Annotated in this window: 22 protein-coding genes; 1 reads left to right on the plus strand and 21 read right to left on the minus strand. The window is 47.5% G+C overall.

Annotated elements, in window-relative coordinates; all coding sequences use genetic code 11:
* Positions 1-36: 36 nt before the first annotated feature.
* The 10 genes from KJS65_RS18895 to argC form a co-directional block, all read right to left on the minus strand.
* Positions 37-1836, minus strand: a complete 1800-nt coding sequence (locus tag KJS65_RS18895; RefSeq protein ID WP_213651433.1) for a hypothetical protein — start codon at positions 1834-1836, stop codon at positions 37-39.
* A gap of 44 nt (positions 1837-1880) precedes the next feature.
* Positions 1881-2444 carry a PulJ/GspJ family protein gene (locus KJS65_RS18900; protein ID WP_213651434.1) on the minus strand — a complete coding sequence of 188 codons (564 nt, stop codon included), beginning with the start codon at positions 2442-2444 and terminating at the stop codon, positions 1881-1883.
* Positions 2428-2976 carry a type IV pilus modification PilV family protein gene (locus KJS65_RS18905; RefSeq protein ID WP_213651435.1) on the minus strand — a complete coding sequence of 183 codons (549 nt, stop codon included), beginning with the start codon at positions 2974-2976 and terminating at the stop codon, positions 2428-2430. Before KJS65_RS18905 ends, KJS65_RS18900 begins: the two co-directional genes overlap by 17 nt.
* A 202-nt stretch (positions 2977-3178) precedes the next feature.
* A complete protein-coding gene (argH, locus tag KJS65_RS18910; RefSeq protein WP_213651436.1) occupies positions 3179-4582 on the minus strand; it encodes an argininosuccinate lyase in 1404 nt (467 codons plus the stop codon).
* A 93-nt stretch (positions 4583-4675) separates the two neighbouring features.
* Positions 4676-5908, minus strand: a complete 1233-nt coding sequence (locus KJS65_RS18915) for an argininosuccinate synthase (RefSeq protein WP_213651437.1) — start codon at positions 5906-5908, stop codon at positions 4676-4678.
* Positions 5909-6404: 496 nt separating this feature from the next.
* Entirely contained in the window at positions 6405-7361 is a 957-nt protein-coding gene (gene argF, locus KJS65_RS18920) for an ornithine carbamoyltransferase (protein ID WP_213651438.1), read from the minus strand.
* A gap of 69 nt (positions 7362-7430) precedes the next feature.
* Complete coding sequence (locus tag KJS65_RS18925; protein ID WP_244864643.1) at positions 7431-8630, minus strand: acetylornithine transaminase; 1200 nt, start codon at positions 8628-8630, stop codon at positions 7431-7433.
* 305 nt (positions 8631-8935) lie between these two features.
* The gene (argB, locus tag KJS65_RS18930; RefSeq protein ID WP_213651870.1) at positions 8936-9703 is read right to left on the minus strand and encodes an acetylglutamate kinase; all 768 of its coding nucleotides are present in this window, start codon (positions 9701-9703) and stop codon (positions 8936-8938) included.
* Positions 9704-9796: 93 nt separating this feature from the next.
* The gene (gene argJ, locus KJS65_RS18935) at positions 9797-11023 is read right to left on the minus strand and encodes a bifunctional glutamate N-acetyltransferase/amino-acid acetyltransferase ArgJ (protein WP_213651439.1); all 1227 of its coding nucleotides are present in this window, start codon (positions 11021-11023) and stop codon (positions 9797-9799) included.
* A 20-nt stretch (positions 11024-11043) separates the two neighbouring features.
* Positions 11044-12111: an N-acetyl-gamma-glutamyl-phosphate reductase gene (gene argC, locus KJS65_RS18940; protein ID WP_213651440.1), complete on the minus strand. Its 1068-nt coding sequence runs from the start codon at positions 12109-12111 to the stop codon at positions 11044-11046.
* A gap of 283 nt (positions 12112-12394) precedes the next feature.
* On the opposite strand from argC, the gene KJS65_RS18945 reads away from it, so the two are divergent.
* A complete protein-coding gene (locus KJS65_RS18945; RefSeq protein WP_213651441.1) occupies positions 12395-12916 on the plus strand; it encodes a stalk domain-containing protein in 522 nt (173 codons plus the stop codon).
* A gap of 98 nt (positions 12917-13014) precedes the next feature.
* On the opposite strand, the gene KJS65_RS18950 is transcribed toward KJS65_RS18945, so the two are convergent.
* The 11 genes from KJS65_RS18950 to csrA form a co-directional block, all read right to left on the minus strand.
* Positions 13015-13905, minus strand: a complete 891-nt coding sequence (locus KJS65_RS18950) for a YitT family protein (RefSeq protein ID WP_213651442.1) — start codon at positions 13903-13905, stop codon at positions 13015-13017.
* Between the two features lie 157 nt (positions 13906-14062).
* Positions 14063-15176 (minus strand): peptide chain release factor 2 gene (gene prfB / locus KJS65_RS18955; protein WP_213651443.1). Its coding sequence is split into 2 segments (ribosomal slippage): positions 14063-15103 and positions 15105-15176, totalling 1113 coding nucleotides; the frame shifts between segments, so codons are not numbered across the junction.
* Positions 15177-15361: 185 nt separating this feature from the next.
* Entirely contained in the window at positions 15362-17866 is a 2505-nt protein-coding gene (gene secA, locus KJS65_RS18960) for a preprotein translocase subunit SecA (protein WP_213651444.1), read from the minus strand.
* Between the two features lie 459 nt (positions 17867-18325).
* The gene (gene hpf / locus KJS65_RS18965) at positions 18326-18904 is read right to left on the minus strand and encodes a ribosome hibernation-promoting factor, HPF/YfiA family (protein WP_213651445.1); all 579 of its coding nucleotides are present in this window, start codon (positions 18902-18904) and stop codon (positions 18326-18328) included.
* A 294-nt stretch (positions 18905-19198) separates the two neighbouring features.
* Positions 19199-19396: a cold shock domain-containing protein gene (locus KJS65_RS18970; protein WP_136607122.1), complete on the minus strand. Its 198-nt coding sequence runs from the start codon at positions 19394-19396 to the stop codon at positions 19199-19201.
* Between the two features lie 458 nt (positions 19397-19854).
* The gene (gene fliT / locus KJS65_RS18975) at positions 19855-20190 is read right to left on the minus strand and encodes a flagellar protein FliT (RefSeq protein ID WP_213651446.1); all 336 of its coding nucleotides are present in this window, start codon (positions 20188-20190) and stop codon (positions 19855-19857) included.
* The gene (fliS, locus tag KJS65_RS18980) at positions 20183-20581 is read right to left on the minus strand and encodes a flagellar export chaperone FliS (RefSeq protein WP_213651447.1); all 399 of its coding nucleotides are present in this window, start codon (positions 20579-20581) and stop codon (positions 20183-20185) included. Before fliS ends, fliT begins: the two co-directional genes overlap by 8 nt.
* A gap of 28 nt (positions 20582-20609) precedes the next feature.
* On the minus strand, positions 20610-22187 hold the full coding sequence (gene fliD, locus KJS65_RS18985; protein ID WP_244864644.1) for a flagellar filament capping protein FliD: 1578 nt from the start codon (positions 22185-22187) through the stop codon (positions 20610-20612).
* A gap of 14 nt (positions 22188-22201) precedes the next feature.
* Positions 22202-22588 carry a flagellar protein FlaG gene (locus KJS65_RS18990; protein WP_213651448.1) on the minus strand — a complete coding sequence of 129 codons (387 nt, stop codon included), beginning with the start codon at positions 22586-22588 and terminating at the stop codon, positions 22202-22204.
* Between the two features lie 145 nt (positions 22589-22733).
* Positions 22734-24695 carry a flagellin N-terminal helical domain-containing protein gene (locus KJS65_RS30105; RefSeq protein WP_213651449.1) on the minus strand — a complete coding sequence of 654 codons (1962 nt, stop codon included), beginning with the start codon at positions 24693-24695 and terminating at the stop codon, positions 22734-22736.
* Positions 24696-24857: 162 nt separating this feature from the next.
* Positions 24858-25091: a carbon storage regulator CsrA gene (csrA, locus tag KJS65_RS19000; protein WP_213651450.1), complete on the minus strand. Its 234-nt coding sequence runs from the start codon at positions 25089-25091 to the stop codon at positions 24858-24860.
* Positions 25092-25093: the final 2 nt, after the last annotated feature.

A 25093-nucleotide genomic window follows, 5' to 3' on the forward strand; every position in this document is an offset into this window, starting at 1 on the left:
GCAGCATGGTCTTACTTTTGATGGAAAGGCAGGCTTCTACGACTCCAGCTTCAAGCTGCCGATCCGGACACTGATTTTGCTGACCCTTGGGAGCCCGATATACTGATGCTTGAACACATCACCGTTATATTCCACGCTGAATCGCGCAGTCTGTTGCTCACCGACCTGCTGCTCGAAAACGAGTGGATCGGAAGATCCGGACGGCCCGTCCGCCCTACCGCGCATGGCATTAATGGTCAAATCGCCTTTGGCGAAGAAGCCTCCTTTTAAGTGAAAGGTAGATCCGACACCGTAGAGCTCGGCTTTATCATCCGTATAAAAGAAAGCACTCAGAATGGTTGGTCTCTCCGTATTCTTAAACGCGTCCACCCTATAGATTTCGATCGGGCCCTTGCCGATCAGCACCAATTCTTTTCCGTTCAGACCTTGAATGCTTGCATCCACAATTTCGGTTTTGCCTAACGTAAAAACCGTCGAGTCGAAATGAACGTTACCATTGATCGCAATATTGCCCGTCACCAGGATATTTCCGGCGATACCGATATCTCCTGCGAACCGTGCGTCAATATTCAAATTCCCATTTACGATCAACCAGTTGGTTTTGCCGCTTCCCTGTGATGTATTGATTTTCAGGCTTTGCAGCATACTGCCATCCACCGTTAAATCCCCTCTAAAAATGGCAGATTGGTTTAAGTCGGTCAACTGCGCTACAAGCTTATTTAGTGCTTCTTTATAAACCGCGAGTTTTACTTTGTACTCTTCTATATCCGCATTGTACTTTGTAATCTCTTCTTCGGATGCGCCCTCCCCCGGTATAGGAGGATAGGCTGGCTCTTCGGGCATTTCAAGCTGCAAAAACGGAGCGTTGCCATTACCGTTGCCGTCTGATTTATACTGGTCGTCATACCACTGCACAAGCGCCTTGCCGCTGTCTTTAGCGTTTGGTTGTAATGAATTCGGATCAAGCGCTTCCCTAGCCTTGTCATTAAACGATTCTTCCACATTCATGCTGACGAATTTACTCAGCGGTTTGATTCTGAGGTTCTTCGCAGGGTCGAATGCTGATCCAAGAGGCTTCTCGCAGCCTCCTGCCTGAAATGGAGACTTGCCAATCCCCTGGTCAAAGCAGCCCACCTTTTTGAGCGACTGAATATGCGCCTCCCCGTCTTCCTGCCCCCCTGTTCCTTCAGGAAGCAGCACCGGGAAGAGCGTTGGAGCATCATACGCATTGCCATGTGTATAATGCGCTGTATTGGACAACAGCAGATTTTGACCGGCATAAATATTCCCCTTCATGTCAGGCGATCCGTTCAGGATAAGGTCTCCTTCGGATCCCAGGGCATACCGGAGAAAATCCGGGAACGTATCAATGACAATCTCCCGGCTAAGCTTCCGTTTTACACCGTTCACGACAGCTTCGGATCTCAGCGTAATCGGGTACTCCGTGGCAGAGGTGGATGACTTGTTATATTTGATTTCCGTAATTTTTGCCGAAACCTTATCCACACCGTTCGCACCCAGCTCAGAACCCAGCGTCAACTGGCCCGCTTTAATCTTTTCTTCTAGCTCACTCATATAATTCCGGATGACACCATCCAGCTTTTCCGGCTCAATATTTTTCGAATCCAGCTCCGAGAAAATATAGCTCGCTCCTTCATCCAGCGCTTTCTCGGCCAAATGCAAGCTTTGCACGTCATTCTCCCGCGTCTGCGTACGCTGGGCACCTCCGATTGCTGCCGCTACAACAGCCGTTCCCAGGATCGTCAGCAGCAGCGCCATGAACAGAACCATGACCAGAGCAGAGCCGTGTTCATCACGAAAGCGAATTTTCCTCATCACCATGACCTCCACTTTCGACTATTAAAAAGTGACTGTATACACTAGAATCCAAAACGGCTTTGCATATTTAGCTTATATGGCCGGTTCTCGTATATCTGCTCCAGCTCCAGGGATATGGAGAGTGTACCGCTTTGGCATAACGACAGTCCGCTGCAATCCACAGTCAAAGAAGATTGGTCCGTCAGAGCAGAGTCCAAGTTACGTGTCGCTTCAGCACCGATCGTTTCCACAATGGCATCCGGGTCTGCATCTGCATTCGAGCCTTGATCATGATATTGCTCGATAGACACTTTACCATCCGCAAATTGAATGACATGGGCCTGCTTCCCGCTTTTGCGCAAAACAACCGATGTCGTGCTGCCTGATATTTTGGGCTCGATGGAATCCGGCGAATACGTGTACAGCTCTGTAATGACTGCCGACATGATCAAATCCGCTTCATCCCGCAGTGAATTTTCAATGGAGATTTTATGATAGCTTCGCATTCCGAAGATGGTCAGTGAATATACCAGACCCAGCACCAAGGCCATGACAGCCAGCGTCGCGATCATCTCCAGCAGCGTAAAGCCCTCCTCCCGCCGGAAGCGTTTAACGAAGTTGTTCATTCGTAATATATCCCTCCACGACACTATCGGTTTGATGGCCGCCAGGTCCGCCTGCTCCACGGATCACGACTTTGACAGGAATCAGGTCTTTACTCATCTTTTGCTTTTGTGAATCTGAGAGCATCTGCTGATGCAAGTCCGCCTCGTATTCGACGTCGATCTCATACGCAACGTTATTAATCGTAGGATGGAGTACAGCAGCAAGCGTAGCAGCGTCGGTATCCGGAAAAATATTGCTGTATGTACCGGGTGAAGCTTCAGCCGCACTGCCGAGAATCGCGGGATGCTCTTCTCCGAATTTCTCCGCATGATAAAACTCATGTAATTTCCCGTAATCCTGCTTCTGCATAAACACGAGCGCATTGCGCGCCAAGTTGATCATCACGGTCTTGTTTTGATTGGATTTGGAATACGATAATGCATTACTGAAATAGGAGGCAAGAACTATAGATACGATAGAAAAGATCACAATTGCCGCCAGAACCTCTACCAAAGTAAAACCTTTTTCCTGCTTTGAGACGGTTTTAAACACCTCTGCCGACTCTCCTTCGCGTGACCTTCATATAAATAGCTAAAAATGGATAATATGTACTATTTCATTATATGCTTTGTCCTCTTTGGTCAGCAATCCCCAACTATGAAAATACAGCAAAAAAGCCGGTAGAATCAGAGATTCCAAGACCGGCTTCATCATTATCAAACATAGTTCATATGAACTATTTTAGCTAAAAATCTTATTGATGCTCTTCAAGCCAGTGCACTGTCATCTGCATCAGCACTTCACTGCGCTTGACGGCATTTGCCACCTGGTCTGTTGCTGTACCGCCGTATACGTTACGGGCGTTGACCACGGTCTCCGGCTGAAGTACTTCGTAAATCGCTTCGTCGAACAGATCTGAAAACTGCGTGAACTCATCCATCGTCAGATCGAGCAAGTACTTGCCGTTCTGAATGCAGTAAAGCACCGTTTTCCCGATAACTTCATGCGCCTGGCGGAACGGAAGGCCTTTGCCCACGAGGAAGTCGGCGATATCCGTTGCATTGGAAAAGTCTTTGTTCACAGCCTCGCGCATTCGCGATTTGTTCACCTTCATGGTGGCAATCATCGGTGCGAACAGCTGCAGCGCACCTTCAAGCGTCGCTACGGTGTCGAACATGCCCTCTTTGTCTTCCTGCATATCCTTGTTGTAGGCCAGCGGCAGGGATTTCAGCACTGTAAGCAGACCCATCAGATTGCCATAGACACGGCCTGTTTTGCCGCGAACCAGCTCTGGCACATCCGGATTCTTCTTCTGCGGCATGATGCTGCTGCCTGTGCAGAACGCGTCGTCCAGCTCGATGAAGTTAAACTCAGTACTGCTCCACAGCACCAGTTCTTCCGACAGGCGGGAGAGATGCATCATGATGATCGAAGCGTCAGACAGGAACTCAACGATAAAATCACGATCGCTGACGGCATCCAGGCTATTTTCATAGACGCGGTCAAACTGCAGCTGCTCTGCCACGAAATGGCGGTCAATCGGGAACGTTGTTCCTGCCAAGGCACCCGCCCCGAGCGGAAGCACGTTAATACGCTTGTAGCTGTCCATCAGACGCTCAATATCACGCTGGAACATCGAAACGTACGCCATCAAGTGATGGGCGAACAGAATCGGCTGTGCCCGCTGCAGATGCGTGTAGCCAGGCACGATCGTATCCAGGTTATCTCTGGCTTGTCCCACCAAGGATTTTTGCAGCTCATGCAGCATGCCCGACAGCTCGACCACGCGTTTGCGCAGATATAGATGCATATCCGTTGCTACTTGGTCATTGCGGCTGCGTCCAGTATGCAGCTTCCCGCCAACCGGACCGATCTCGGCAATGAGGTTTTTTTCCACGTTCATATGAATATCTTCATCCGAAACCGAGAACTCGATTTCATTATTATGGATCTTATCCAGCACTTTGTTCAGACCGGCTTTGATGGTTTCAACATCCTCCTGCGGCAAAATCCCGCATTTGCCCAGCATCGTTACATGTGCAAGACTTCCTTGAATGTCTTCCTCTGCAAGCGCCTGGTCAAACCCGATGGATGCAGTATACTCGTCCACCAAATGGTTGGTCTGCTTCGTAAAGCGCCCTCCCCACAGTTTACTCACTTATGTTCTCTCCTCTCTGACGGCAGAGGGCCGTCCCTCCTCACCTGGAAAAGGAACGGCCGCCAATGCCTTGCCGCTGCGCGGTTCAATCATTTATTGGTTCTGTTCTACGCCAGTGCTTACTTTAAGACGAAGTGCGTTCAAGCGGATAAAGCCCGTTGCATCCCCTTGATCGTATGCTTGCGTCGGATCGGCTTCCATTGTGGCAATATCCGGATTGTACAAGCTTACCGGACTCTTCACGCCTGCGGCGATAATGTTGCCTTTATACAGCTTCACGCGAACCGTGCCCGATACGTTCTTTTGGCTTTCGGTTACCAGCGCCTGCACAGCCAGACGTTCCGGAGCAAACCAGAAGCCGTTGTACACGAGGGTACTGTAACGGGTAATCAGGCTGTCACGCAGGTTCATGACTTCGCGGTCCATCGTGATGGATTCCATTTTGCGGTGAGCGGTGAACAGGATTGTGCCGCCCGGCGTTTCATACACACCACGGCTCTTCATGCCGACAAAGCGGTTTTCCACCATGTCCACGCGTCCGATGCCATGCTTGCCGCCCAGCTCATTCAGCTTTTCCATGACTTGCAGCGGGTTCAGCTTTTCGCCGTTCAGCGCAACGCAGTTACCTTGTGCGAATTCGAGATCAAGGTATTCCGCTTCATCCGGAGCATCCTCAGGGGACGCGCTCAGCAGGAACATTTCTTTATTTTCAGGTGCGCTTGCGTCAAACCAAGGATCTTCCAGCACGCCGCTCTCATAGCTGATATGCAGCAGGTTGCGGTCCATGGAATAAGGCTTGGCTGCAGAAGCTGTAACCGGAATGCCGTGCTTTTCGGCAAAAGCGATCATCTCAGCGCGGCCCGGGAAGTCGTTACGGAACTCTTCAAGGCGCCATGGCGCGATGACATCGATATCCGGAGCGAGTGCGGCTACGCCCAGTTCGAAGCGAACCTGGTCATTCCCTTTACCGGTTGCCCCGTGGGCAATGGCTGTTGCGCCTTCAGCACGCGCAATCTCAACCATACGCTTAGCGATCAACGGGCGTGCAATACTGGTGCCGAGCAGGTACTGGCCTTCATACAGCGCGCCTGCCTGGAACATCGGATAAATAAAGTCCTTCGCGAATTCATCGCGCAGATCATCGATGTATACTTTGGAAGCGCCTGTTGCCAGTGCTTTTTCCTCAAGGCCGTCGAGTTCTTCCTTTTGTCCGATATCCGCTGTAAAAGCGATGATTTCCGCATCATAGGTTTCTTTGAGCCATTTGAGAATAATAGATGTGTCCAGGCCGCCGGAGTAGGCGAGCACGATTTTTTCTTTTGCCATGTGTTGAACTTCCTTTCTTTTTACGCTTCGTAGTTCAATTATATCCCATTCGGGATGGTTAGGTTGAAATGAAAATAATTCTCTGATTCTAAATCTCTGATTCGTGCGGATGCGCCGCTGCAGTGACTTATCGTTCGTCGGGTGTGACCGCTCCGGATACGGATCGTTCTTCCGATCGCTGTTGTTCCCGAATTTCTTTATTTAACTTTTAAAAGGTAGAAATTCGGGAACAAAGCTTATGCTTACGGTGCTAGCTTTCCTACGGAAAGCTTTTAGGCGACCGCTACCGCTTCTTCAGATCGATTCCGTCCCCTCCGCTGCTGCGTGGCTTATCCTATATCTACGAGTTACGAGTTACGAGTTACGAGGTACGAGGTACAAGGTAAAAGGTACAAGCCTAATATCCTAAGAATTACTCGCCCATGAGTTATTGTTCGAATAGCATTCGTCTGACCTCTCACTATGGGCTTGTCAATTCAAGCATAATAACCTTCTCCTAACCCATCAACGCGGCCATCAAAGCCTTCTGCGCGTGCAGGCGGTTCTCGGCCTGATCGAAAATAACGGAGTTCTTGCCGTCGATCACACCTGCGCTCACTTCTTCACCGCGGTGTGCCGGAAGGCAGTGCATGAACAAATAGTCGCTCTTGGCGCCTTTTGCTAGTTCTTCATCCACTTGGTAGTCTTTGAAAGCAGCCTCGCGGATTTTTTGCTCTTCTTCAAAGCCCATGCTCGCCCATACATCCGTATAGATGACGTCAGCATCCTTCACGGCTTCCTGCGGATTGCGTGTCACAACGATCTCCGCGCCGGTTTCCTTGGCGATCTCACGGCTTTGTTTTACCACTTCGGCATCCGGTTCATAACCTTCCGGACTTGCAATGGATACATGCACGCCGAGCTTCGCTCCGCCGATCATAAGGGAATGCGCCATGTTGTTGCCGTCGCCGATGTAGGCCAGCTTGAGGCCTTTTAGCGTACCTTTGTGCTCGTATACGGTTTGGAAGTCCGCCAGAACCTGGCATGGATGCGCCAGATCGCTGAGGCCGTTAATGACCGGCACGGATGCATATTTAGCCAGATCGGTCACGTTGTGATGTCCGAAGGTACGGATCATGATGCCGTCAAGATAACGGGAAAGCACCTGCGCCGTATCGCTGATGATTTCGCCGCGTCCGAGCTGGATATCATTTTTACTCAAAAAGAGTGCGTGCGCGCCCAGCTGGAACGCTCCAACCTCAAAAGATACACGCGTACGAGTAGAGGATTTTTCAAAAATAAGTCCGATCGTTTTGCCTTTCAGCGGCTGGTAAACCTCACCGTTCTTTTGCTTCCGCTTCAATTCAACGGCCAATTCAATCAAATACTGAATCTCAGCCGGGGTGTAATCGTCGAGTTCGAGCAAGTCCCGGCCTTTCAAGTTTACATGCTGCAGCTTTTCTGCCTGGGTCATGGGTGTTCCTCCTTTTTCTCATTCGTTCTTTAGCTTGCTTAATCACTAATGATGAAAATATTTATAGTGTTAGTCTTTTTTTACGGCTGTATGGTCATGGATCACGTCGGCGATAATGCTTACCGCCTGATCGATTTCTTCCTTCGTTACGTAAAGGTTTGGCAGCAGGCGGATCACGTTTGGTCCAGCAGTGATAAACAGCAGGCCACGCTTCTGTCCTTCAAGCACCAATTCGCTCACGGGTTCGGCACACTCGATGCCAATCAAAAGTCCAAGGCCGCGGATGGCTTTAACATGCGGATTGTTCGCAAGCTTCTCCGATAGCTGTTCCTTCAAATATTTTCCCATCTCTGCCGCACGCTGCGGAAGCTGGTCCTCCAGGATCGTCTCTATGGTGGCGATGATGGCCGCCGTAGCAATCGGCGTTCCCCCGAAGGTCGAGCCATGGCTGCCTGCGCTGAATGCGTCCCGTAGGAATGCCTTGCCGAGCATGGCTCCCGTCGGGAATCCGCTGGCAATGCCTTTAGCCAAGGTGAAAATATCCGGCTCAATGCCATAATGTTCATGCGCGAACAGTTTGCCTGTACGGCCCATGCCGGTTTGTACTTCGTCAATGATCAACAGCAGGCCATGCTCTTCGCACAGCTTTTTCACGGCTTGAACAAATTCCGGCTCAACCGGAAGCACGCCGCCTTCTGCCAGCACCAATTCAAACATGATCGCCGCGGTTTGGTCGGTAATAGCCGCTTTTAAAGCATCGAGATCATGAAGCGGCACGCTTTTGAAGCCTTCAGGAAGCGGCAGGAAGCCTTCCTTCACTTTATCCTGACCTGTTGCGGTCAATGTGGCCAGCGTCCGTCCATGGAAGGATTGGACAAAAGTAATGATTTCAAAGCGTCCGCTGCCTTTAATCTTCTGGTGATAACGGCGGGCCAGCTTAATTGCCGCTTCATTGGCCTCGGCGCCACTATTGCAGAAAAACACAGCATCAGCGCAGCTGTTCGCGGTCAAAAGTGCAGCAGCCTTTTCTTGATTCGGAATCTGGAACAGATTCGAGACATGCCACAGCTCATCAAGCTGATCCTTCAGCTTCGCCTTTACTTTCTCGGGTGCATGACCCAGGTTGGTAACGGCAATACCGCTCATGAAATCGAGATACTTGTTCCCTTGATCGTCCCATAACCAGCTTCCTTGGCCTTTAACCAAACTAATCGGATATCTGGCATATGTCGGAAACAGCGAGCTGGACTGTCCTGCAGGGTTGCTCATTGAAATCACTCCTGTCACTTGGATTATTTTAAAAATCATATCTGGTTTGGCATTGTGCACGGTAGCCGCTACGGTTACGGATCGTTCTTCCGATCGCTGTTGCCTCCAAATTTTTTTGATTATCCCTTAAGCGGTGAAAATTCAGAGGCAAAGCATATGCTTCCGAAGCGAGCTTTCCTACGGAAAGCTTTTAGGCGAACGCTATCGCTTCTTCAGTACGATTCCATCCCCTTCGCTAACTATGCTTCATAACGAGCACAAATCATATTAAATGAATTTCTTACGATCTCAGTTTTCTTTGTTCCTTATCTCACAATACGCGTCCCGATCGTTTCGCCTTGAAGCACCCGGCTCAGCACCCTCGCTTCGCTGCCATTTACGATAACCACTTCCTGCACGTCGCCCTGGATGCAGCTGACTGCGGCTTTGACTTTCGGAATCATGCCGCCGTAAATATCGCCGCTGGCAATCATGTCCTCGATCTGCTGCACCGTCACAACAGGGAGAACCTGTTTGATGCCTTCGATCTCTTTCATAATGCCGGGAACATCCGTGACGACGATCATTCGGTCCGTCCCCAGATACGAAGCTACAGCACCCGCCGCCGTATCGGCGTTGATGTTATAACGTTGTCCGCTTGCATCCACGCCAACTGGGGCAATAACCGGCATATAACCCATAGCCGTAATGCCTTGAATGATGTCTGACTGCACCTGCGTCACGTCGCCGACCCAGCCGACTTCAGCCGCATTCGCTACAGGCTGTGCCTGAATCAACGCTCCATCGACGCCGGAGATGCCAAGCGCCCTGCCCCCGCTCTGCTGAATGCGTCTGACAATCTGCTTGTTAATGCTGCCTGCAAGCACCATCTCCACCACGTCCAGTACCGCTTCCGTCGTCCGGCGCAGACCATTCACGAACTCCGTATCAATCCCGAGCTTCTCCAGATTTTCCGAAATAGCCGGGCCCCCGCCATGGACGATGACAGGCTGAATGCCGGATGCCTGCAGCTGCTTCAAATCCTCAAAAAAGGAATCCGGCAGTGCCGCCAATGTACTTCCGCCGCATTTCATGACGAAGCTTTGTTTGCTTGCTGCATCCTCAGCCGCGGTTTGCTCCTGCTGATCCAATGTATTCACAGCTCTCTCATCCCCATTCTGCTCTATCTAAGTCCGGTAAGCCGCATTAATGCGGACATAATCGTAGGTCAGGTCACAGCCCCAAGCCGTCGCATGACCCTCACCATGATGGAGATCAACCACAATACGGACGGTGTCGCCCTTCAGATATTTCAAAGCCTCTTCCTCATCAAACACTACCGGGCGTGAGCCCTCCAGAACCGAAATATCGCCAATGTGGATATCAACGGTTTCCGGATTCACCGGCTCGCCTGCGCGTCCAACCGCTGCAATAATCCGTCCCCAGTTCGCGTCTGCACCAAATACAGCCGATTTCACGAGACTCGATCCAATCACGGTTTTGGCAATCGCACGTGCGGACTGATCGCTCACCGCTCCGTTCACGTTTACTTCAACCAGCTTCGTTGCTCCTTCGCCGTCGCGGGCAATCGCTTGAGCCAGCACTTGGCATACATAGGTGAATCCAGCTGCAAAAGCTTCCCAATCCGGATGGGACGGATTCAGCGTTTCATTACCCGCCAGACCGCTTGCCATTGTGATCAGCATATCATTGGTGCTTGTATCTCCGTCCACTGTAATCATATTAAAGGTCACATCAGTCGCCTGCCGCAAAAGCTGCTGCAGCACGTCAGCCTCAATCACAGCATCCGTCGTCATAAAAGCCAGCATGGTCGCCATGTTCGGATGAATCATGCCCGATCCTTTGGCTGCTCCGGCAATATTAATCTCCTTACCATTAACCACTACCGCAACACAGGCTTCTTTCTTCACGAGATCCGTTGTCAAAATCGCCTGCGAGAAATCCTCTGCTCCGGCAGCTTCACTGCTCAGCCGCTGCGGCAATCCTGCGATGCCTGCCGTAACGCAGTCCATCTTGAGCAGCTCGCCGATCACTCCCGTTGAAGCAACAGCCACATCCTGCTCTGCAACGCCCAGATGGCGTGCTGCATCTGCCCGAATCGTATACGCATCAGCTTCACCTTGCTGCCCGGTGCAGGCATTGGCATTGCCGCTGTTAACGACAACGGCCTGCAGTCTGCCGCCCTGCAGGCTCTCACGCGTCACCTTCAGCGGTGCCGCCTGAAACACATTCGTGGTGTACACAGCCGCAGCCACGGCGGGTACCTCACACAGAATCGCGCCGAGATCATGGCGATCTGTTTTCTTCAAACCGCAGTGCAATCCGCCTGCGGAAAAACCCTTAGGTGTTATAATGGAACCGCCTTGTACCGCGGTATATTTTTCTTGTCCCATAATGTTGTTCATCCCGCGCTTTATGGATACACCGGTGTGTAGCCCAGTCCGAGATTCTCCTCCCATCCCATCATCAGATTCATGTTCTGTATCGCTTGGCCTGCCGCACCTTTGACAATATTGTCGATGACCGAAATGATCGTCACCCGTCCTGTCCGGGCATCTGCCGCAAATCCGATGTCACAGTAGTTTGATCCATACACTTCTTTGGTTGCCGGCCAGATTCCTTTATCCCGCACACGCACGAACGGGCGGTCTTTGTAATACTGCCGGTACAGATCCACGAAATCCTCATCGTTATATACGCCATTCATCTGGGCGTACATGGTGCTCATAATGCCGCGCGTCATCGGAACGAGTTGGGTTGTAAAGGTCACGGTTACTGGCTCTCCGGTTACCTGGCCAAGCACCTGCTCGATTTCCGGGATATGCTGATGCTTATTCACTTTATAAGCTTTAAAGTTTTCGTTAATTTCCGCATAATGCGAAGTCAGGCTTGTGCCCCGGCCCGAGCCGGATACACCGGATTTGGCATCAATAATGATGCTTTTCGGGTCGATCCAACCGGAACTGATAGCTGGAATTAAACCAAGCAGTGTTGCTGTCGGATAGCAGCCCGGATTCGAAATGAAATCTACAGCCGCGGCTTCCTCTCCGAAAATCTCGCATAAGCCGTATACGGCTTTTTCCAGATAGCTCTGCTCCGGTGCCGGATGCTTATACCACTTCTCGTAAGTTCCGCCGTCCTTGATCCGGAAATCGCCTGACAGGTCAATGACTTTCAGCCCCGCCTCCAGCAATCCCGGCACCAGCTTCGAGCTTACTCCTGATGGCGTTGCCGTGAAGACAACATCGGCCTTTTCCGCGATTTCCGCGGCATTAACGCCATCTAGGTTCTGGACGATAATATCCGTTAAATGCGGAAAACCTTCCGATATCGGTGTTCCTGCACTTGATGATGAAATAACCGACGTAATCTCCGCAAGCGGATGCGCCTGCAGCAGGCGGATCAATTCTACCCCGCCGTAGCCTGTCGAGCCGACAATCGCAATTCTGATCTTACTGGTTTCCCCATGTTCTCCTGGCATCCCGAGTTTCCCCTCTCTATCCCCTGACTTGCATCCCTCTAATAAATATGTATTATTATACGACTGTATTAATATAAATACAACACTTTCGAGTGAAATCCGCCTTGTCCTATAAGGAGTTTTAGTTTTTTTTCGCAATGAGACAACTCTAACTTGGAGAAGATTGCATGTATAGATTTTATGCATGCATCCAAATATAAAAAAATTTTTAGAAAATATAGTCAAATGCTAACTTGCTGGGTAATAAACATGTTGTAATGAACTTAAACAGGGAGATGATTTCATGAAGAAAATGATTATTGGTCTTACTATTGGCATGCTGATTGGCTCTTCTACAGTCGCTATGGCTGCGACATCTAGTACTGTAAAAGCAACTCTTGTTAAGTACCGCATAATGATCAATGGGCAGAATAAAGTGGTATCAGCGAATCAGCTATCGTATAACGGAAATACATACATTCAACTGCGTGAAGCAGGCACGCTCTTCGGTTATAACGCTACATATGTTGGTTCCACTAAAACAATTCACTTCGATACGAAAGATACAGTTAAGGAAAAGTGGATTACCTTAGGAGAATTCGCTGGGAGCGCTAATCTAAAAGTCGAATTAAACTCAAATAAAAAAGATGTATATAACGTGATCCGTGGTAAAGATCAAGTCATCCTCTCATTAGATACACAAAATTTAGGGGAAGGTGAAGAAAGAGGATCTGCCACGACAAATGGTACCATCATTTATTTCACAAAAATAAATGGTTCTCTTGTACTCAGCAAAGCAAGCTTAAAAACAGCTGGATTGATGTAAACTTAAACTAATTCCGCTTAAATAATTCGTCTATAACTTGCTGAAGAGGCAGCGAAGAAATCTTCGCTGCCTCTCTTATTTTTTCCTTTTTCTAAGTTCTATGATTCCAATTTAAATCCTTCACCCAGCACTTCATGGGTGTTGCTGATAATCACAAAAGCCTCGGGGTCTACGGTTCTCACCAGCGTCTTCAGCCGTGTTGTCTCGCTTTGACCAATGACCACCATCAATACGGTGCGGTTATCGCCCGTATATCCGCCTTGGGCGTTCAGCTTCGTCAGGCCTCGGTCCAGATCATGGAGAACGGCTTCGGTTATTTTCTCCGTATGATTTGAAATAATATAGGCTACTTTGGAATAGTTGAATCCAAGCTCAACCGCATCAATCACTTTTCCCGTTACATAGAGACCGACCAATGCATAAAGTGCCTTTTCCAGAGACAAGGTGCATGCTGCCAAAATAATGACGCTCCCGTCCAGAAGAACAACACACAGCGAGAAGCTGAGCCCGCTGAATTTTTGAATGATTTGGGCGAGTGTCGTCAGGCCTCCGGTTGATCCTCTGCCGCGATAGACAATCCCGATTCCGAGTCCCACCGCAATTCCTCCGTAAATCGAAGCCAGCAGCGGATTGCCCGTAGGAAGGGGCCAGTCCTTGGTGAGGTATACGAACAGCGGCAAAATAACACTGCCCAGCAGTGAGCGAATCCCGTAATTTTTGCCGAGCAGCCATACTCCTAAGAAAAAGAGAGGTATATTAAGGGCCCACTGGGTAAATGCAGGCTCCAGGCCTAACCAGGCTTCTCCCAGCACCGATATTCCGGATACGCCGCCGGACGCGATGCCATTCGGCAGGAAGAACAGATTGAATCCAAGGGCAATGATTAAGGAACCAATAATGATAAGGACCGTATCCACCATATGGCGCAGAGGGCCTGTTGGGGGAATAAGTGGAGCCTTTCTCCGGCTTGAAGCTGCAACTTGAGACATACTCGTTTTTCTCTCCTTGAAATATATTCTCCTGGCTGAGGATGCAGAGGTCCCCTCCTAATACACCTGGACGCCAAAAATTCCTACCCAACGATATAGACTAAACAAAAGGCAAGCTTTCGTTCAATCTATATAGAGTGTAGGAATTTCATGGGTTTTATTCGGTATCTACTTTAATCTGGCTTCGCAAATAGCCGTCGATGAAAGGATCCAGATCCCCGTCCATCACAGCGCCGACATTGCCGGTTTCCACTGAGGTGCGGTGGTCCTTTACCATACTATAGGGATGGAACACATAGGAGCGAATCTGGCTGCCCCATGCAATATCCGACTGTTCCCCTCGGATTTCATCCAGTTCTTTTTGCTGTTCTTCTATTTTACGTTCATACAGCTTGGAACGCAGCATTGTCATCGCTTGTTCGCGGTTCTTGATCTGTGAACGTTCATTCTGGCAGGTAACCACAATGCCCGACGGCAAGTGGGTAATCCGTACGGCCGAGTCCGTCGTATTGATATGCTGTCCACCCGCGCCACTCGCCCGGTAGGTATCAATCTTCAGATCCTCTGTCCGGATTTCAACATCTGTATCCTCTGTAATTTCCGGAACCACATCGCAGGATACGAACGAAGTATGCCGCCGTCCCGAAGAGTCAAAAGGTGAAATCCGCACCAAACGGTGCACTCCCTTCTCGGTTTTCAAATACCCATAGGCATTGAAGCCCTTGATCAGGAGCGTCACGCTCTTGATTCCCGCTTCATCACCAGGCAGGTAATCGAGAACTTCTACCTTGAAGCCTCTCTTCTCCGCCCACCGGGTGTACATCCGCAGCAGCATCTGTCCCCAGTCTTGCGACTCGGTTCCGCCCGCTCCCGGATGAAGCTCCAGAATGGCATTCATTTTATCATAAGGCTGATTCAGAAGCAGATCGAGCTCGAAATCCTCTAGTCTCTTCTTAATGCTCTTGACCGATTCGGCAATTTCACCAAAAAGTGATTCGTCGCCTTCTTCATCTGCCAGCTCAGCCATCATAGACGCATCATCATACTCCTGCTGCAGCTTTTCATATTGATCTACGGAGGACTTTACCGCGTTCATTTCTGCAATGACGCCCTGCGCTTTCTCGTTGTCATCCCAGAAATCCGGCGCGGACATCTTCTCTTCAAAGTTGGCGATCATTTCCTGCTTGAGGTCTAAGTCAAAGAGACCCCCTAAGATTGGTTAGTTTGGTCGCAATTTCTCGCAAATCATGCTTGATGGATGGATCGATCATGATATTTCCTCACCTCTTTATCGACATAAACTCCCTTAAACAAAGGAGACTTGGCGCGTGATGCCTGTATCGCTGCCGAAGGCCTTTGATTCAAGGGAGTTCTGTTCCGCACCCCGATGGGGCGCGGCTTATATCCTTACAGCTGCCGGCTGCAATCAGCCGCATGCTATATTATACAGCTACAACTATTCTTGACCGTGGCAGTGCTTGTATTTTTTGCCGCTGCCGCAAGGACAAGGATCGTTGCGTCCAATTTGGTCGCCTGTGTGCACAGGTTTCTTCTCCGTAGGTTCGCCGTTTGTTGAAACCTTGCTTTCTTCAATCACCGACTGGCGTTCCTGGTTCGCTTCGATATGCGCCTTCATGACGTATGTCGCTACTTCTTCCTGAATGCTGGCCGTCATGGCGTTGAACATTTCAAAGCCTTCAAACTGGTATTCACGAAGCGGATCCGTACCGCCGTATGCACGAAGATGGATACCTTGGCGAAGTTGGTCCATCGCGTCGATGTGGTCCATCCACTTGCTGTCTACGGAACGAAGCACGATAACCTTCTCAAACTCGCGTACGAGTTCGGAGCCGATTCTTTCTTCGCGTTCATCGTATTTGGTTGTAACTTTGTTGAAAATGAATTCTTCCATATCCGGTATTTCTTTGCCCCAGAGGTCATCACGCGTCACAGTGCCTTCATCCAGCAGCTTGCTGTTCACATAATCAGCAACCTCTTGAAGTTCCCAGTTCTCTGGAATATCGTCAGAACAATGCGCTTCGACAACACGGTCGATAACCGGTTTGATCATTTCCATGACGATGTCCTTGATATTCTCGGATTCCAGAATTTCGCGGCGCTGCTTGTAGATAATCTCACGCTGCTGATTCATCACATCATCATATTGGAGTACAATTTTACGCAGATCGAAGTTATTGCCTTCGACACGTTTTTGCGCGGATTCAATCGCACGGGTAATCATTTTACTTTCGATGGGCTGGTCTTCTTCAAAACCGAGACGGTCCATCATGTTCAGTACGTTATCTGCACCGAAACGCTTCATCAACTCATCGCCAAGGGACAGATAGAATTGCGTGGAGCCCGGGTCGCCCTGGCGTCCCGCACGTCCGCGAAGCTGGTTATCGATCCGGCGCGATTCATGACGTTCTGTACCCATGATATGCAAGCCGCCCAAATCAGACACGCCTTCACCCAGCAAAATATCCGTACCGCGGCCCGCCATGTTGGTGGCGATGGTTACCGTACCCGGTTGACCGGCGCGGGAGATAATTTCAGCCTCTTCGGCATGGTATTTGGCGTTCAGCACTTGGTGTTTGACACCTTTACGCTTCAGCATATCCGAGATCAGCTCAGAGTTTTCAATGGATACCGTACCAACCAGAACCGGCTGGTTCTTTTTGTGACGTTCCACAATTTCCTCAACTACCGCTTTGAACTTGCCATTCTCGCTCTTATAGACGACGTCAGGCATGTCTTCGCGCTGATTCGGTTTATTCGTAGGAACCTGGAGAACTTCCAGTCCATAAATTTTCTTGAATTCTTCTTCCTCGGTCTTGGCCGTACCGGTCATGCCCGCAAGCTTGCGGTACATCCGGAAGTAGTTCTGGAACGTAATGGTAGCGAGCGTCATACTCTCGTTCTGAACCTCGATGCCTTCCTTCGCTTCGATCGCTTGGTGCAAGCCATCGCTATAACGGCGGCCGGCCATCAGACGACCCGTAAATTCATCGACGATCACAACCTCGTCTTCCGTTACGACGTAATCCACATCCAGGCGCATAATGACGTTGGCTTTCAGTGCCTGAACAATATGGTGATTAAGTGTAACATTCGCGTGGTCGTACAGGTTCTCGATACCAAAAGCGCGTTCCGCTTTGGCTACACCCTTTTCAGTGAGTGCAACGGACTTAACCTTAATATCAACGGTGTAGTCTTCTTCCGCCTGCAGCTGCTTCACAAAGCGGTCAGCCACGTAGTACAGCTGCGTCGATTTCTGAGCTTGTCCGGAAATGATCAGCGGTGTACGGGCTTCATCGACCAGGATGGAGTCCACTTCGTCAATCGTACAGAAGTACAGCGGACGCTGAACCATCTGTTCTTTATAAAGCACCATGTTATCACGCAGGTAGTCAAAGCCGAACTCATTGTTCGTACCATAGGTAATATCACAGGCATAAGCTACTTGTTTATCCGCATGGTCCATGCCGCTCAGGTTAACCCCGACCGTCATGCCCAAATATTCATAAATTTGGCCCATTTCCTGACTATCGCGCTGCGCAAGATAATCATTGACCGTAACCACATGCACGCCTTTGCCCAATAGAGCATTCAGGTATACCGGAAGGGTACCAACGAGAGTTTTACCTTCACCGGTCTTCATCTCTGCAATACGGCCCTCATGGAGCGCCATACCGCCGACCAGCTGTACATCATAGTGTCTTTTACCGAGAACACGCTTGGACGCCTCACGTACGGTCGCAAATGCTTCAGGAAGCAAATCGTCGAGCGTCTCGCCTTTTTCCAAACGAGCACGGAATTCTTCCGTTTTGGCTTTCAGCTGCTCTTCAGTGAGCTTTGTGAAATCCGGTTCTATTTTGTTAATTTGATCAACCGTCTTCATGAGACGTTTGATATCACGATCATTCACGTCGCCAAAGATCTTTTTAACTAGTCCTAGCATGGTTAACCCCTTTCACGCAAAACAAATGTTTAATTTAACTTCAAGATATCAAGGGTTATGTTCAAATGGAATTCGATCCCCGACCTATCCAACCTCACAGACATGTGCTGGATGATAGGATTCACGAGGAACCGATTCATACAGAAATGTGGGTGATCTGCTGAATGAAATGGATCCGGATAAAGACTCGACTCCATCCAGACAGACTGTTATGGGTTGAAGTTAATTTGTAACAATATACATATTAAATTCTTGAAAATGGCTTTTGCATAAATTGTAACAGTTTGTAAGTCAAGCCGCAACAGTGCGGATGACAATGAACACGCGGTTTTTGGCTCTATTATCTATATACGTAAGAAGAGCCCAATCCGTTGCAGGATATGAGCTCTTTTTTCATTCATATTAGCCATTAATTTTTACATAATCATGAAAATTGTACCTTCAGAATGTGAAATCTGCTTAATACGAATCTGATTCCGTTTGCTCGATCAAACCGTACTTGCCGTCATTACGCTTGTAAACAACGCTCACTTCTTGAGTATCAATGTTGGAAAAGACGAAGAAATTATGTCCTACCATGTTCATCTGCAAAATGGCCTCTTCCACATCCATCGGTTTGAATGTGAAGCGCTTGTTGCGGACCACTTCCAGATCATCATGATCTTCTTCCGTCTGTGGCTCGGATGTCATTAAGCCTACTGCGGCTTCATCCGTGAAGAGCGTCTTCAGACTGCCTTCCTGACGGAACTTGCGGTTTAATTTCGTCTTGTGCTTGCGGATCTGGCGTTCCAACTTGTCCACAACGGCATCTATCGATGCGTACATATCGTCGCTGCGGTCCTCTGCCCGAAGCATAACGCCTGGGAGTGGAATCGTCACCTCCACGGTGTGCAAACCTCGAACGACACTAAGTGTTACAAAGCCTTCTGAGGTAGGGGGTGCATCAAAATACTTTTCAAGTCTGCTGAGTTTCTTGTCAACATAGTCTTTCAAAGCATCAGTCACATCGATTTGTTGACCTCGAATACTAAAATTCATAGGGCACTCCTCCTTTGCAGTTCCATTATATCACAATTGTTAACGCTAAGTAAAAAGGCATTTCTGTGTACTGTATAAATAATGAAAGCCTTTACTTTTATCGCTTCCCGCTTAAGGGGAGGTATGAATTTTTAACCGATATGGAGGAATTGAAACAGGATATGAGGATATGGGATAAGTTGGGTTATTAATTAAGAGCATTAAAAAAACCCCGGATTTCTCCAGGGTTCTACGCTATCGTTCTTCAATTACTAAACCATCTAACCGTATATGTAGGTCGGCCTTGCCGGATGATTATAATTTAGTTACGTTAGCTGCTTGCGGTCCGCGTGCGCCTTCGACGATGTCGAATTCTACGTCTTGACCTTCTTCCAAAGTCTTGAAGCCGTCAGTTTGAATTGCGGAGAAGTGTACGAATACGTCTCCACCTTCAGAAGTCTCGATGAAACCGTAACCTTTTTCTGCGTTGAACCATTTAACTTTACCTTGCATGCAGTAACATTCCCTTCGTCATCAAATAAAGTGTGACTTGCGTCCACATTCCTGAATATACCACCCAAACTTGTCCATTGTCAATTGGAAAGGAAAATGATTTTATTCAATAATTTAACAATAATTTTGTTGAATTAGGAATGGGATTCCAAGTTAACTTATAAAACACAACATATTTTTACCCTAATTATAGATTTATGAAACCACATTAAAAAAATTAATTTTTGCTTATCCCCATTTTTGCTTTTGTCGTCCCGTATTCCTACTATTTTCTCTTTAAATAGAAAAATATATGATTTTAGAACTAATAGATACACAGGAGAATATCCATAAAAAACAAACAATTAACTATACTTTTATACCTTTTTCCTTGCTAGTTTATCATTTGAATAACGCAAAAAAGACTATGAAAATAAATTCATAGTCTTTAATATGTTACTAAATAAATTAAATTGTTTTTAGTTTCTCTTATCCATTAGAAAGCTGTCTGGGGTGTAAGCAGCCTCGTAGGCGTTACGCTGTACTTTTGCTTGTCCACGATATTGAAGCCAGTCAGCAGCTTCGCTCTTCAGAGAAGTCATTTTGCTAAGAAGTACGGTGTCAAACTCAACGATCTTCTGTAGCCGTTCCATTTGAACCGGAGTAAACGGAGTCTGCTGCTTTAAAAGATTGATTTCATCAATCATTTGTTGGCGTTCCTCTACAAAGGCTAACAGATCATCGGAGGATATAAATTGTAGCTGGGCTGCGACGGACTCTGTTAATTCCTCAAGACGAGCGATGATACTATTCATTCACAATCTCCTGGCTTTGGCCTCCAACTGCTAGTTTAGACGCTTGAGCAAATGTTTCTCGAAGATCCGTCAAATAGCCTAGAGCTTCCTCCGCAGGCTGCACGCTCTTCTTTACATTCGACTCAATCAGAAGGTGATTGATATATTCATAAAGGGACGCCAGGCCTTCGGACATCTCGTAGGATCTGTCCAAAGAGGAAATCAGTTCGTTGACAATGCTTTGGCCTTTCCCCAGATTCATATTAGCCTGCTGCATATCATGTTTGTGCAAACCATCGATTCCCGCGCGCACGAATCGGATAGCCCCATCAAACAACATAAGGAGCAACTGCCCCGGAGTAGACGTTTGAACGGATGACTGACGATATTTTTCATAAGGCGATGTTATCATTTGTCTTCACCCTTTATTCATTAAATTATTATTGAGACGAATTTCCAAAGAGACTGGACGACTGTGACTGGAGTTTACTCATCGCTGTTTCCATCGCGGTGAATTGCTTATAGTAACGATCTTCGGCATCATCAAGACGTTTTAACATAGCAGTGATTTGGCTAGTGTAATCCTTCATCCGCTTGCCCATGACGCTTTCTTCCTTGAACGTGCTGTTTAAATCACCGCTGAAGCGGTTTGTGCCCGCGCGGTCGGAGAACTTCTGCAATGTACTGGTCATTGTAGTAGATAATTTGTTAACTATTCCGTTAGTACCTTGGAAGATATCCGAGAGTTGCTGAGGATTGCTCTTAAGAGCCTCTGTTAGCTTAGCCTCATCAAGAGTGAGCTTACCACCTTCATAGTACTGCCCGGTAGTAATCCCCATTGAGCTTAATTGTCCCATATTATTGTTGATGATTAAGCGCATCGAATTTATGGTATCTTTGAGAATATCATCATTTTTGAGAAGACCACTCTTGGCCTTTGCTTCCCAAGCAGTAATATCGTTTTCCTTCATGGCTGACTTCTGCTCATCCGTCAAAGGCGTATAATCACGATACTTTTCCTCGTCAACCTTGGAGTTCATGGTATTAATCAAATCATTATAATCTTTTATGAAAGACTTAATTGTGTCAATAGCTTTGGTTGTATCAACAGTAGTTGTTACCGTGGAAGGGTTATCCCCCGTTACCTTCATCAAAGTTAAAGTTATACCATTGACCTTTAACGTATTATCCTTGGTAGCAAATAAATTACTGCCAATGACTTTACCACTTGGATCAAGAGTACTGATCTCAACTTCTCCATCTTTGCCTTCATTAACTTTGGCATTAGTCATATTAAGTAAGCCAAGTAAGGTTGAAGGTTTAGTAGAATCTCCACTATTAGGGTCAATATTTGATTCGTACTTACTTTCACTAATCGTTACCGTTTTGTTACTACCAAACTCTTTAGCTGTAATCGATATCCTTCCACTTACCTCATCAAACGAAGCCAATACATTTGCGTTTGAATTGTTTATTTTACTAAGGACATTAGAGATTGTATCTTTGGTTGAAAAGCTGAAATTCTCATCATTCACCTTGATTTGAAAGGTTTCTGGTTTATCATCAGTAGGCGCCGGGTCTGATGTGGGCTTGTAGCCGTTTAATTCTCCAATTGTGGTAGTGAGGCTGGCCTTTGTACTCGGCGTCGAATCAGAGGCCGGTTTAATAACTACCTCACCGGATTGAACATTGGTTTTGCTAGCCAATGACTTTATCGTTACACTCATCGGCACAGTCGAAGCATTTGCAGATGCATCCGCTTTAAGGGCATCAGTATTCCCGCTTACGACTGCAGTTTGAGCAGTCATATTGCTGGTTTTACCAAATAGATCTGTTGCCGACAATTTGGTCTTAAAAGCAAATACCTTGCTATTCATTTCCCTATAGCTATCACGCTGCCAAGAAAGATAGGTCTTCTGCTGATTTAATTTGTCGAGGGGTACCCGCTTGGCCGTCATTAACTGCTTGACCATGCTGTCTATGTCCATACCCGAAAATCCATTAATTCTTAGTGGCACTGTTTAAAACCTCCTTAAACCTTCGCGTCTATAATAATTCCAGCCAATTCCATCATCTTGGCTACCAAGTCCAGTGTCTTCTCAGGTGGAACTTCACGGATGACTTCTTTGGTCTCTTTGTTAAGTACTTTGACCATAATTTGATGTGTCTTATCATGAATACTGATATCGAGTGTTGTCTCTGGTCCTTGGAGTGATTTTACAGCCCGGTCAATATTTCGGATCAGCTGCTCTTCACCTATGGGGATAGACATACCTTGATGTTCTTTAATAGCTAAATCTTTTCCGTTTCTAATATATGATGTGTTATAAGCTGAAGCTGCTGCTAACTCTGCAGACGCAGATGTATCCGGCTTGCTCTGAGATGACGTACTTGCTGTTATCGAGAATTGTACATTCATCCTAATAACCTCCGACAGAAATAGATATATTCTTTATATCGGCAAATAGGGTATCTGTATTTAGGGAAAACATGAAAATGATAGATTCAAAAAAACAAAAAAAAGCCTTGGGGAAAACCCCAAGACTTTTTTAATATACTGAGAATTAACGAAGCAATTGCAGAACGCCTTGCGGCTGTTGGTTCGCTTGAGCCAACATAGCTTGTGCAGCTTGAGCAAGGATGTTGTTCTTGGTTTGTTCCATCATTTCTTTCGCCATATCAACGTCACGGATACGGGATTCAGCAGCTGTCAGGTTCTCAGAAGCTGTTCCCAAGTTGTTGATTGTGTGCTCCAGACGGTTTTGAACAGCACCAAGTTTAGAACGAGCGCTGGAAACTGTGGAAGTAGCTTTATCCAGAACTGCGATTGCTTTAGAAGCATCTTCTTTAGTGGAGATGTTCAGAGCAGCTTCGGATTTCACATCGTTTGTTCCGTTAGTAACGGAGTTGTCTTTAGTGAATCCAGCTTGACCAGCATTACCAGTGATGCCAAGTGCAGATGCCCGCATGTCATCGATAGAAAGAGACATCGATTGACCTGTGTTAGCACCGATTTGGAACTTAGTTGAGAATCCTGTTCCTTGAGCGCCTGCGCCTACTACCTGATCTACGTTCTTAACAGTGTTCAATCCACTGCCAAGTGTAGTTAGTGGAGTTCCCGAACCATTGGCAACAGAAATATCTTTACCCGTTTCTGAGATTAACTGAATTTTATTATCCTTAGAAAGGGATGCTGTTACTTTACCGTCCAAGCCAGCTTCTTGAAGAGCAGCATTCAGATCTTTTACAAGACTATCCATAGCGGCTTTTGCTTTGTTAGGGTCAGCATTAGTAACATCATATTTCTTTGGATCTGTCCCAGTGTTCAATTTAACTTCAACAGCACTGTCAGATCCAACGGTAATTTTAAGAGTATCTCCAGCAGCGATTTCTGAACCAGCAGATTTTGTAGTACCGACTGCTAGGCCTACTTTAGCTAAGTCACCAGTAGTAGTTTCTGTAAGAGCAATATCACTACCGACACCAGTTAAAGTAATTCCATCATCACCTGAATTTTTACCAACTATAACTTTCCCTTTAAGGTCAGCGTCTGCGTCAATTTTAGTTTGAAGCGCCGTCAGCAATCCGTCAGCGTCGGTATAATCGCCATCTAAAGTAATGTCTTTACCGTTGATAGTAATTGTAGCATTAGTAGTAGCAAAATCGTAAGTTGCAGTTCCACCTGCAACTGAAGAATTCCCTAAAGTTGCCCCTGCTTCAAGTCCAGCGCGTTCAACTGTAGTTGGTGTTCCTTTTACGGCCGCAGTGCTTGCGGAAAGCCCCAACGCTGTAGAAGCACCTTGACTAAATTCAATACTACTGTCTGTACCTTTCGATTTAGCAGTAAATACAAGTTTTCCAGATCCGTCTGTTGTAATATCAACCAGATCGGACAGTTTTGTCCCACCAGAAGTTTTTGATCCCAGATCAGCAGCTGCAGCTTTTGCACCCGCCTCATCCGCACTAGCAACTTTAACGCCAGAAATATCAAAAGTTTGACCATCTACCTTAATCGTAGTTCCAGCAGCGGTCGTAGCAGCTGCCACTGTTCCAAGAGTTATAGTAGCACTTTTAGCTTGTGTAAGCTTGGTACCGTCTCCAGAGGCATTACCACCATTCAGCAATTTCTGAGTATTGAACTCAGTTGTGTTGCCGATACGGTTGATTTCGGAAGTCAATTGGTTCATTTCGTCTTGCAGTGCGCCACGGTCAGTATCAGTGTTAGTGCCGTTAGCGGATTGGTTGGAGATTTCACGCATACGTTGCAGAATGCTGTGAGTTTCGTTCAATGCACCTTCAGCTGTTTGGATCAAAGAGATGCCGTCTTGAGCGTTACGGGAAGCTTGGTCCAAACCGCGGATTTGGCCGCGCATTTTTTCGGAGATTGCCAGACCAGCAGCGTCATCACCAGCACGGTTGATGCGAAGACCGGAAGACAGTTTCTCGATATTTTTGTTAGTGTTAGTTGTGTTGATGGACAGTTGGCGGTGAGTGTTCAGCGCCGCGATATTGTGATTGATAATCATTGGGTATTTCCTCCCTGAAATATAATTAGTTCCACATCCATGTGGTAAACGCTACCTCATTAAGGTCGGCCGCCCTGCCGAAGCAGCGTCTAAATTATATATCGACATGCTTAGCAGCACATTTTAGTGTTTTTAAGTATTTTTTTTATTTTTTATATTTTCTTATGAGGGACCGCGTAAGCGCTGGATTAGCGCCTCCAGATTTGCCGGTGTTGGCGCAGCAGATTCACGGTTACTTTCCTGAATAGATAGATACACTTCCTTGCGGAAGATATCGATATGAGGCGGGGCAGAAATACCCACTTTAACCGTATCTCCTTCTACACTCAGAATGGTCAGCTCAATGTGATCCTGGATGACGATAGATTCTCCCTTTTTACGAGAAAGTACCAGCATGT

Source organism: Paenibacillus sp. J23TS9 (assembly GCF_018403225.1).
In the GTDB taxonomy this organism is placed as follows: domain Bacteria; phylum Bacillota; class Bacilli; order Paenibacillales; family Paenibacillaceae; genus Paenibacillus_AQ.

Coding starts and splice junctions, on each gene's coding strand:
- secA (WP_213651444.1), bottom strand. CDS start 17,866: ATGCTAGGACTAGTTAAAAAGATCTTTGGCGACGTGAATGATCGTGAT.
- KJS65_RS18970 (WP_136607122.1), bottom strand. CDS start 19,396: ATGCAAGGTAAAGTTAAATGGTTCAACGCAGAAAAAGGTTACGGTTTC.
- KJS65_RS18945 (WP_213651441.1), top strand. CDS start 12,395: ATGAAGAAAATGATTATTGGTCTTACTATTGGCATGCTGATTGGCTCT.
- argJ (WP_213651439.1), bottom strand. CDS start 11,023: ATGGGACAAGAAAAATATACCGCGGTACAAGGCGGTTCCATTATAACA.
- argF (WP_213651438.1), bottom strand. CDS start 7,361: ATGACCCAGGCAGAAAAGCTGCAGCATGTAAACTTGAAAGGCCGGGAC.
- csrA (WP_213651450.1), bottom strand. CDS start 25,091: ATGCTGGTACTTTCTCGTAAAAAGGGAGAATCTATCGTCATCCAGGAT.
- argB (WP_213651870.1), bottom strand. CDS start 9,703: ATGAAATGCGGCGGAAGTACATTGGCGGCACTGCCGGATTCCTTTTTT.
- KJS65_RS18950 (WP_213651442.1), bottom strand. CDS start 13,905: ATGTCTCAAGTTGCAGCTTCAAGCCGGAGAAAGGCTCCACTTATTCCC.
- fliS (WP_213651447.1), bottom strand. CDS start 20,581: ATGATAACATCGCCTTATGAAAAATATCGTCAGTCATCCGTTCAAACG.
- fliT (WP_213651446.1), bottom strand. CDS start 20,190: ATGAATAGTATCATCGCTCGTCTTGAGGAATTAACAGAGTCCGTCGCA.
- KJS65_RS18990 (WP_213651448.1), bottom strand. CDS start 22,588: ATGAATGTACAATTCTCGATAACAGCAAGTACGTCATCTCAGAGCAAG.
- KJS65_RS18900 (WP_213651434.1), bottom strand. CDS start 2,444: ATGAACAACTTCGTTAAACGCTTCCGGCGGGAGGAGGGCTTTACGCTG.
- hpf (WP_213651445.1), bottom strand. CDS start 18,904: ATGAATTTTAGTATTCGAGGTCAACAAATCGATGTGACTGATGCTTTG.
- KJS65_RS30105 (WP_213651449.1), bottom strand. CDS start 24,695: ATGATTATCAATCACAATATCGCGGCGCTGAACACTCACCGCCAACTG.
- KJS65_RS18915 (WP_213651437.1), bottom strand. CDS start 5,908: ATGGCAAAAGAAAAAATCGTGCTCGCCTACTCCGGCGGCCTGGACACA.
- KJS65_RS18895 (WP_213651433.1), bottom strand. CDS start 1,836: ATGAGGAAAATTCGCTTTCGTGATGAACACGGCTCTGCTCTGGTCATG.
- argC (WP_213651440.1), bottom strand. CDS start 12,111: ATGCCAGGAGAACATGGGGAAACCAGTAAGATCAGAATTGCGATTGTC.
- KJS65_RS18925 (WP_244864643.1), bottom strand. CDS start 8,630: ATGAGCAACCCTGCAGGACAGTCCAGCTCGCTGTTTCCGACATATGCC.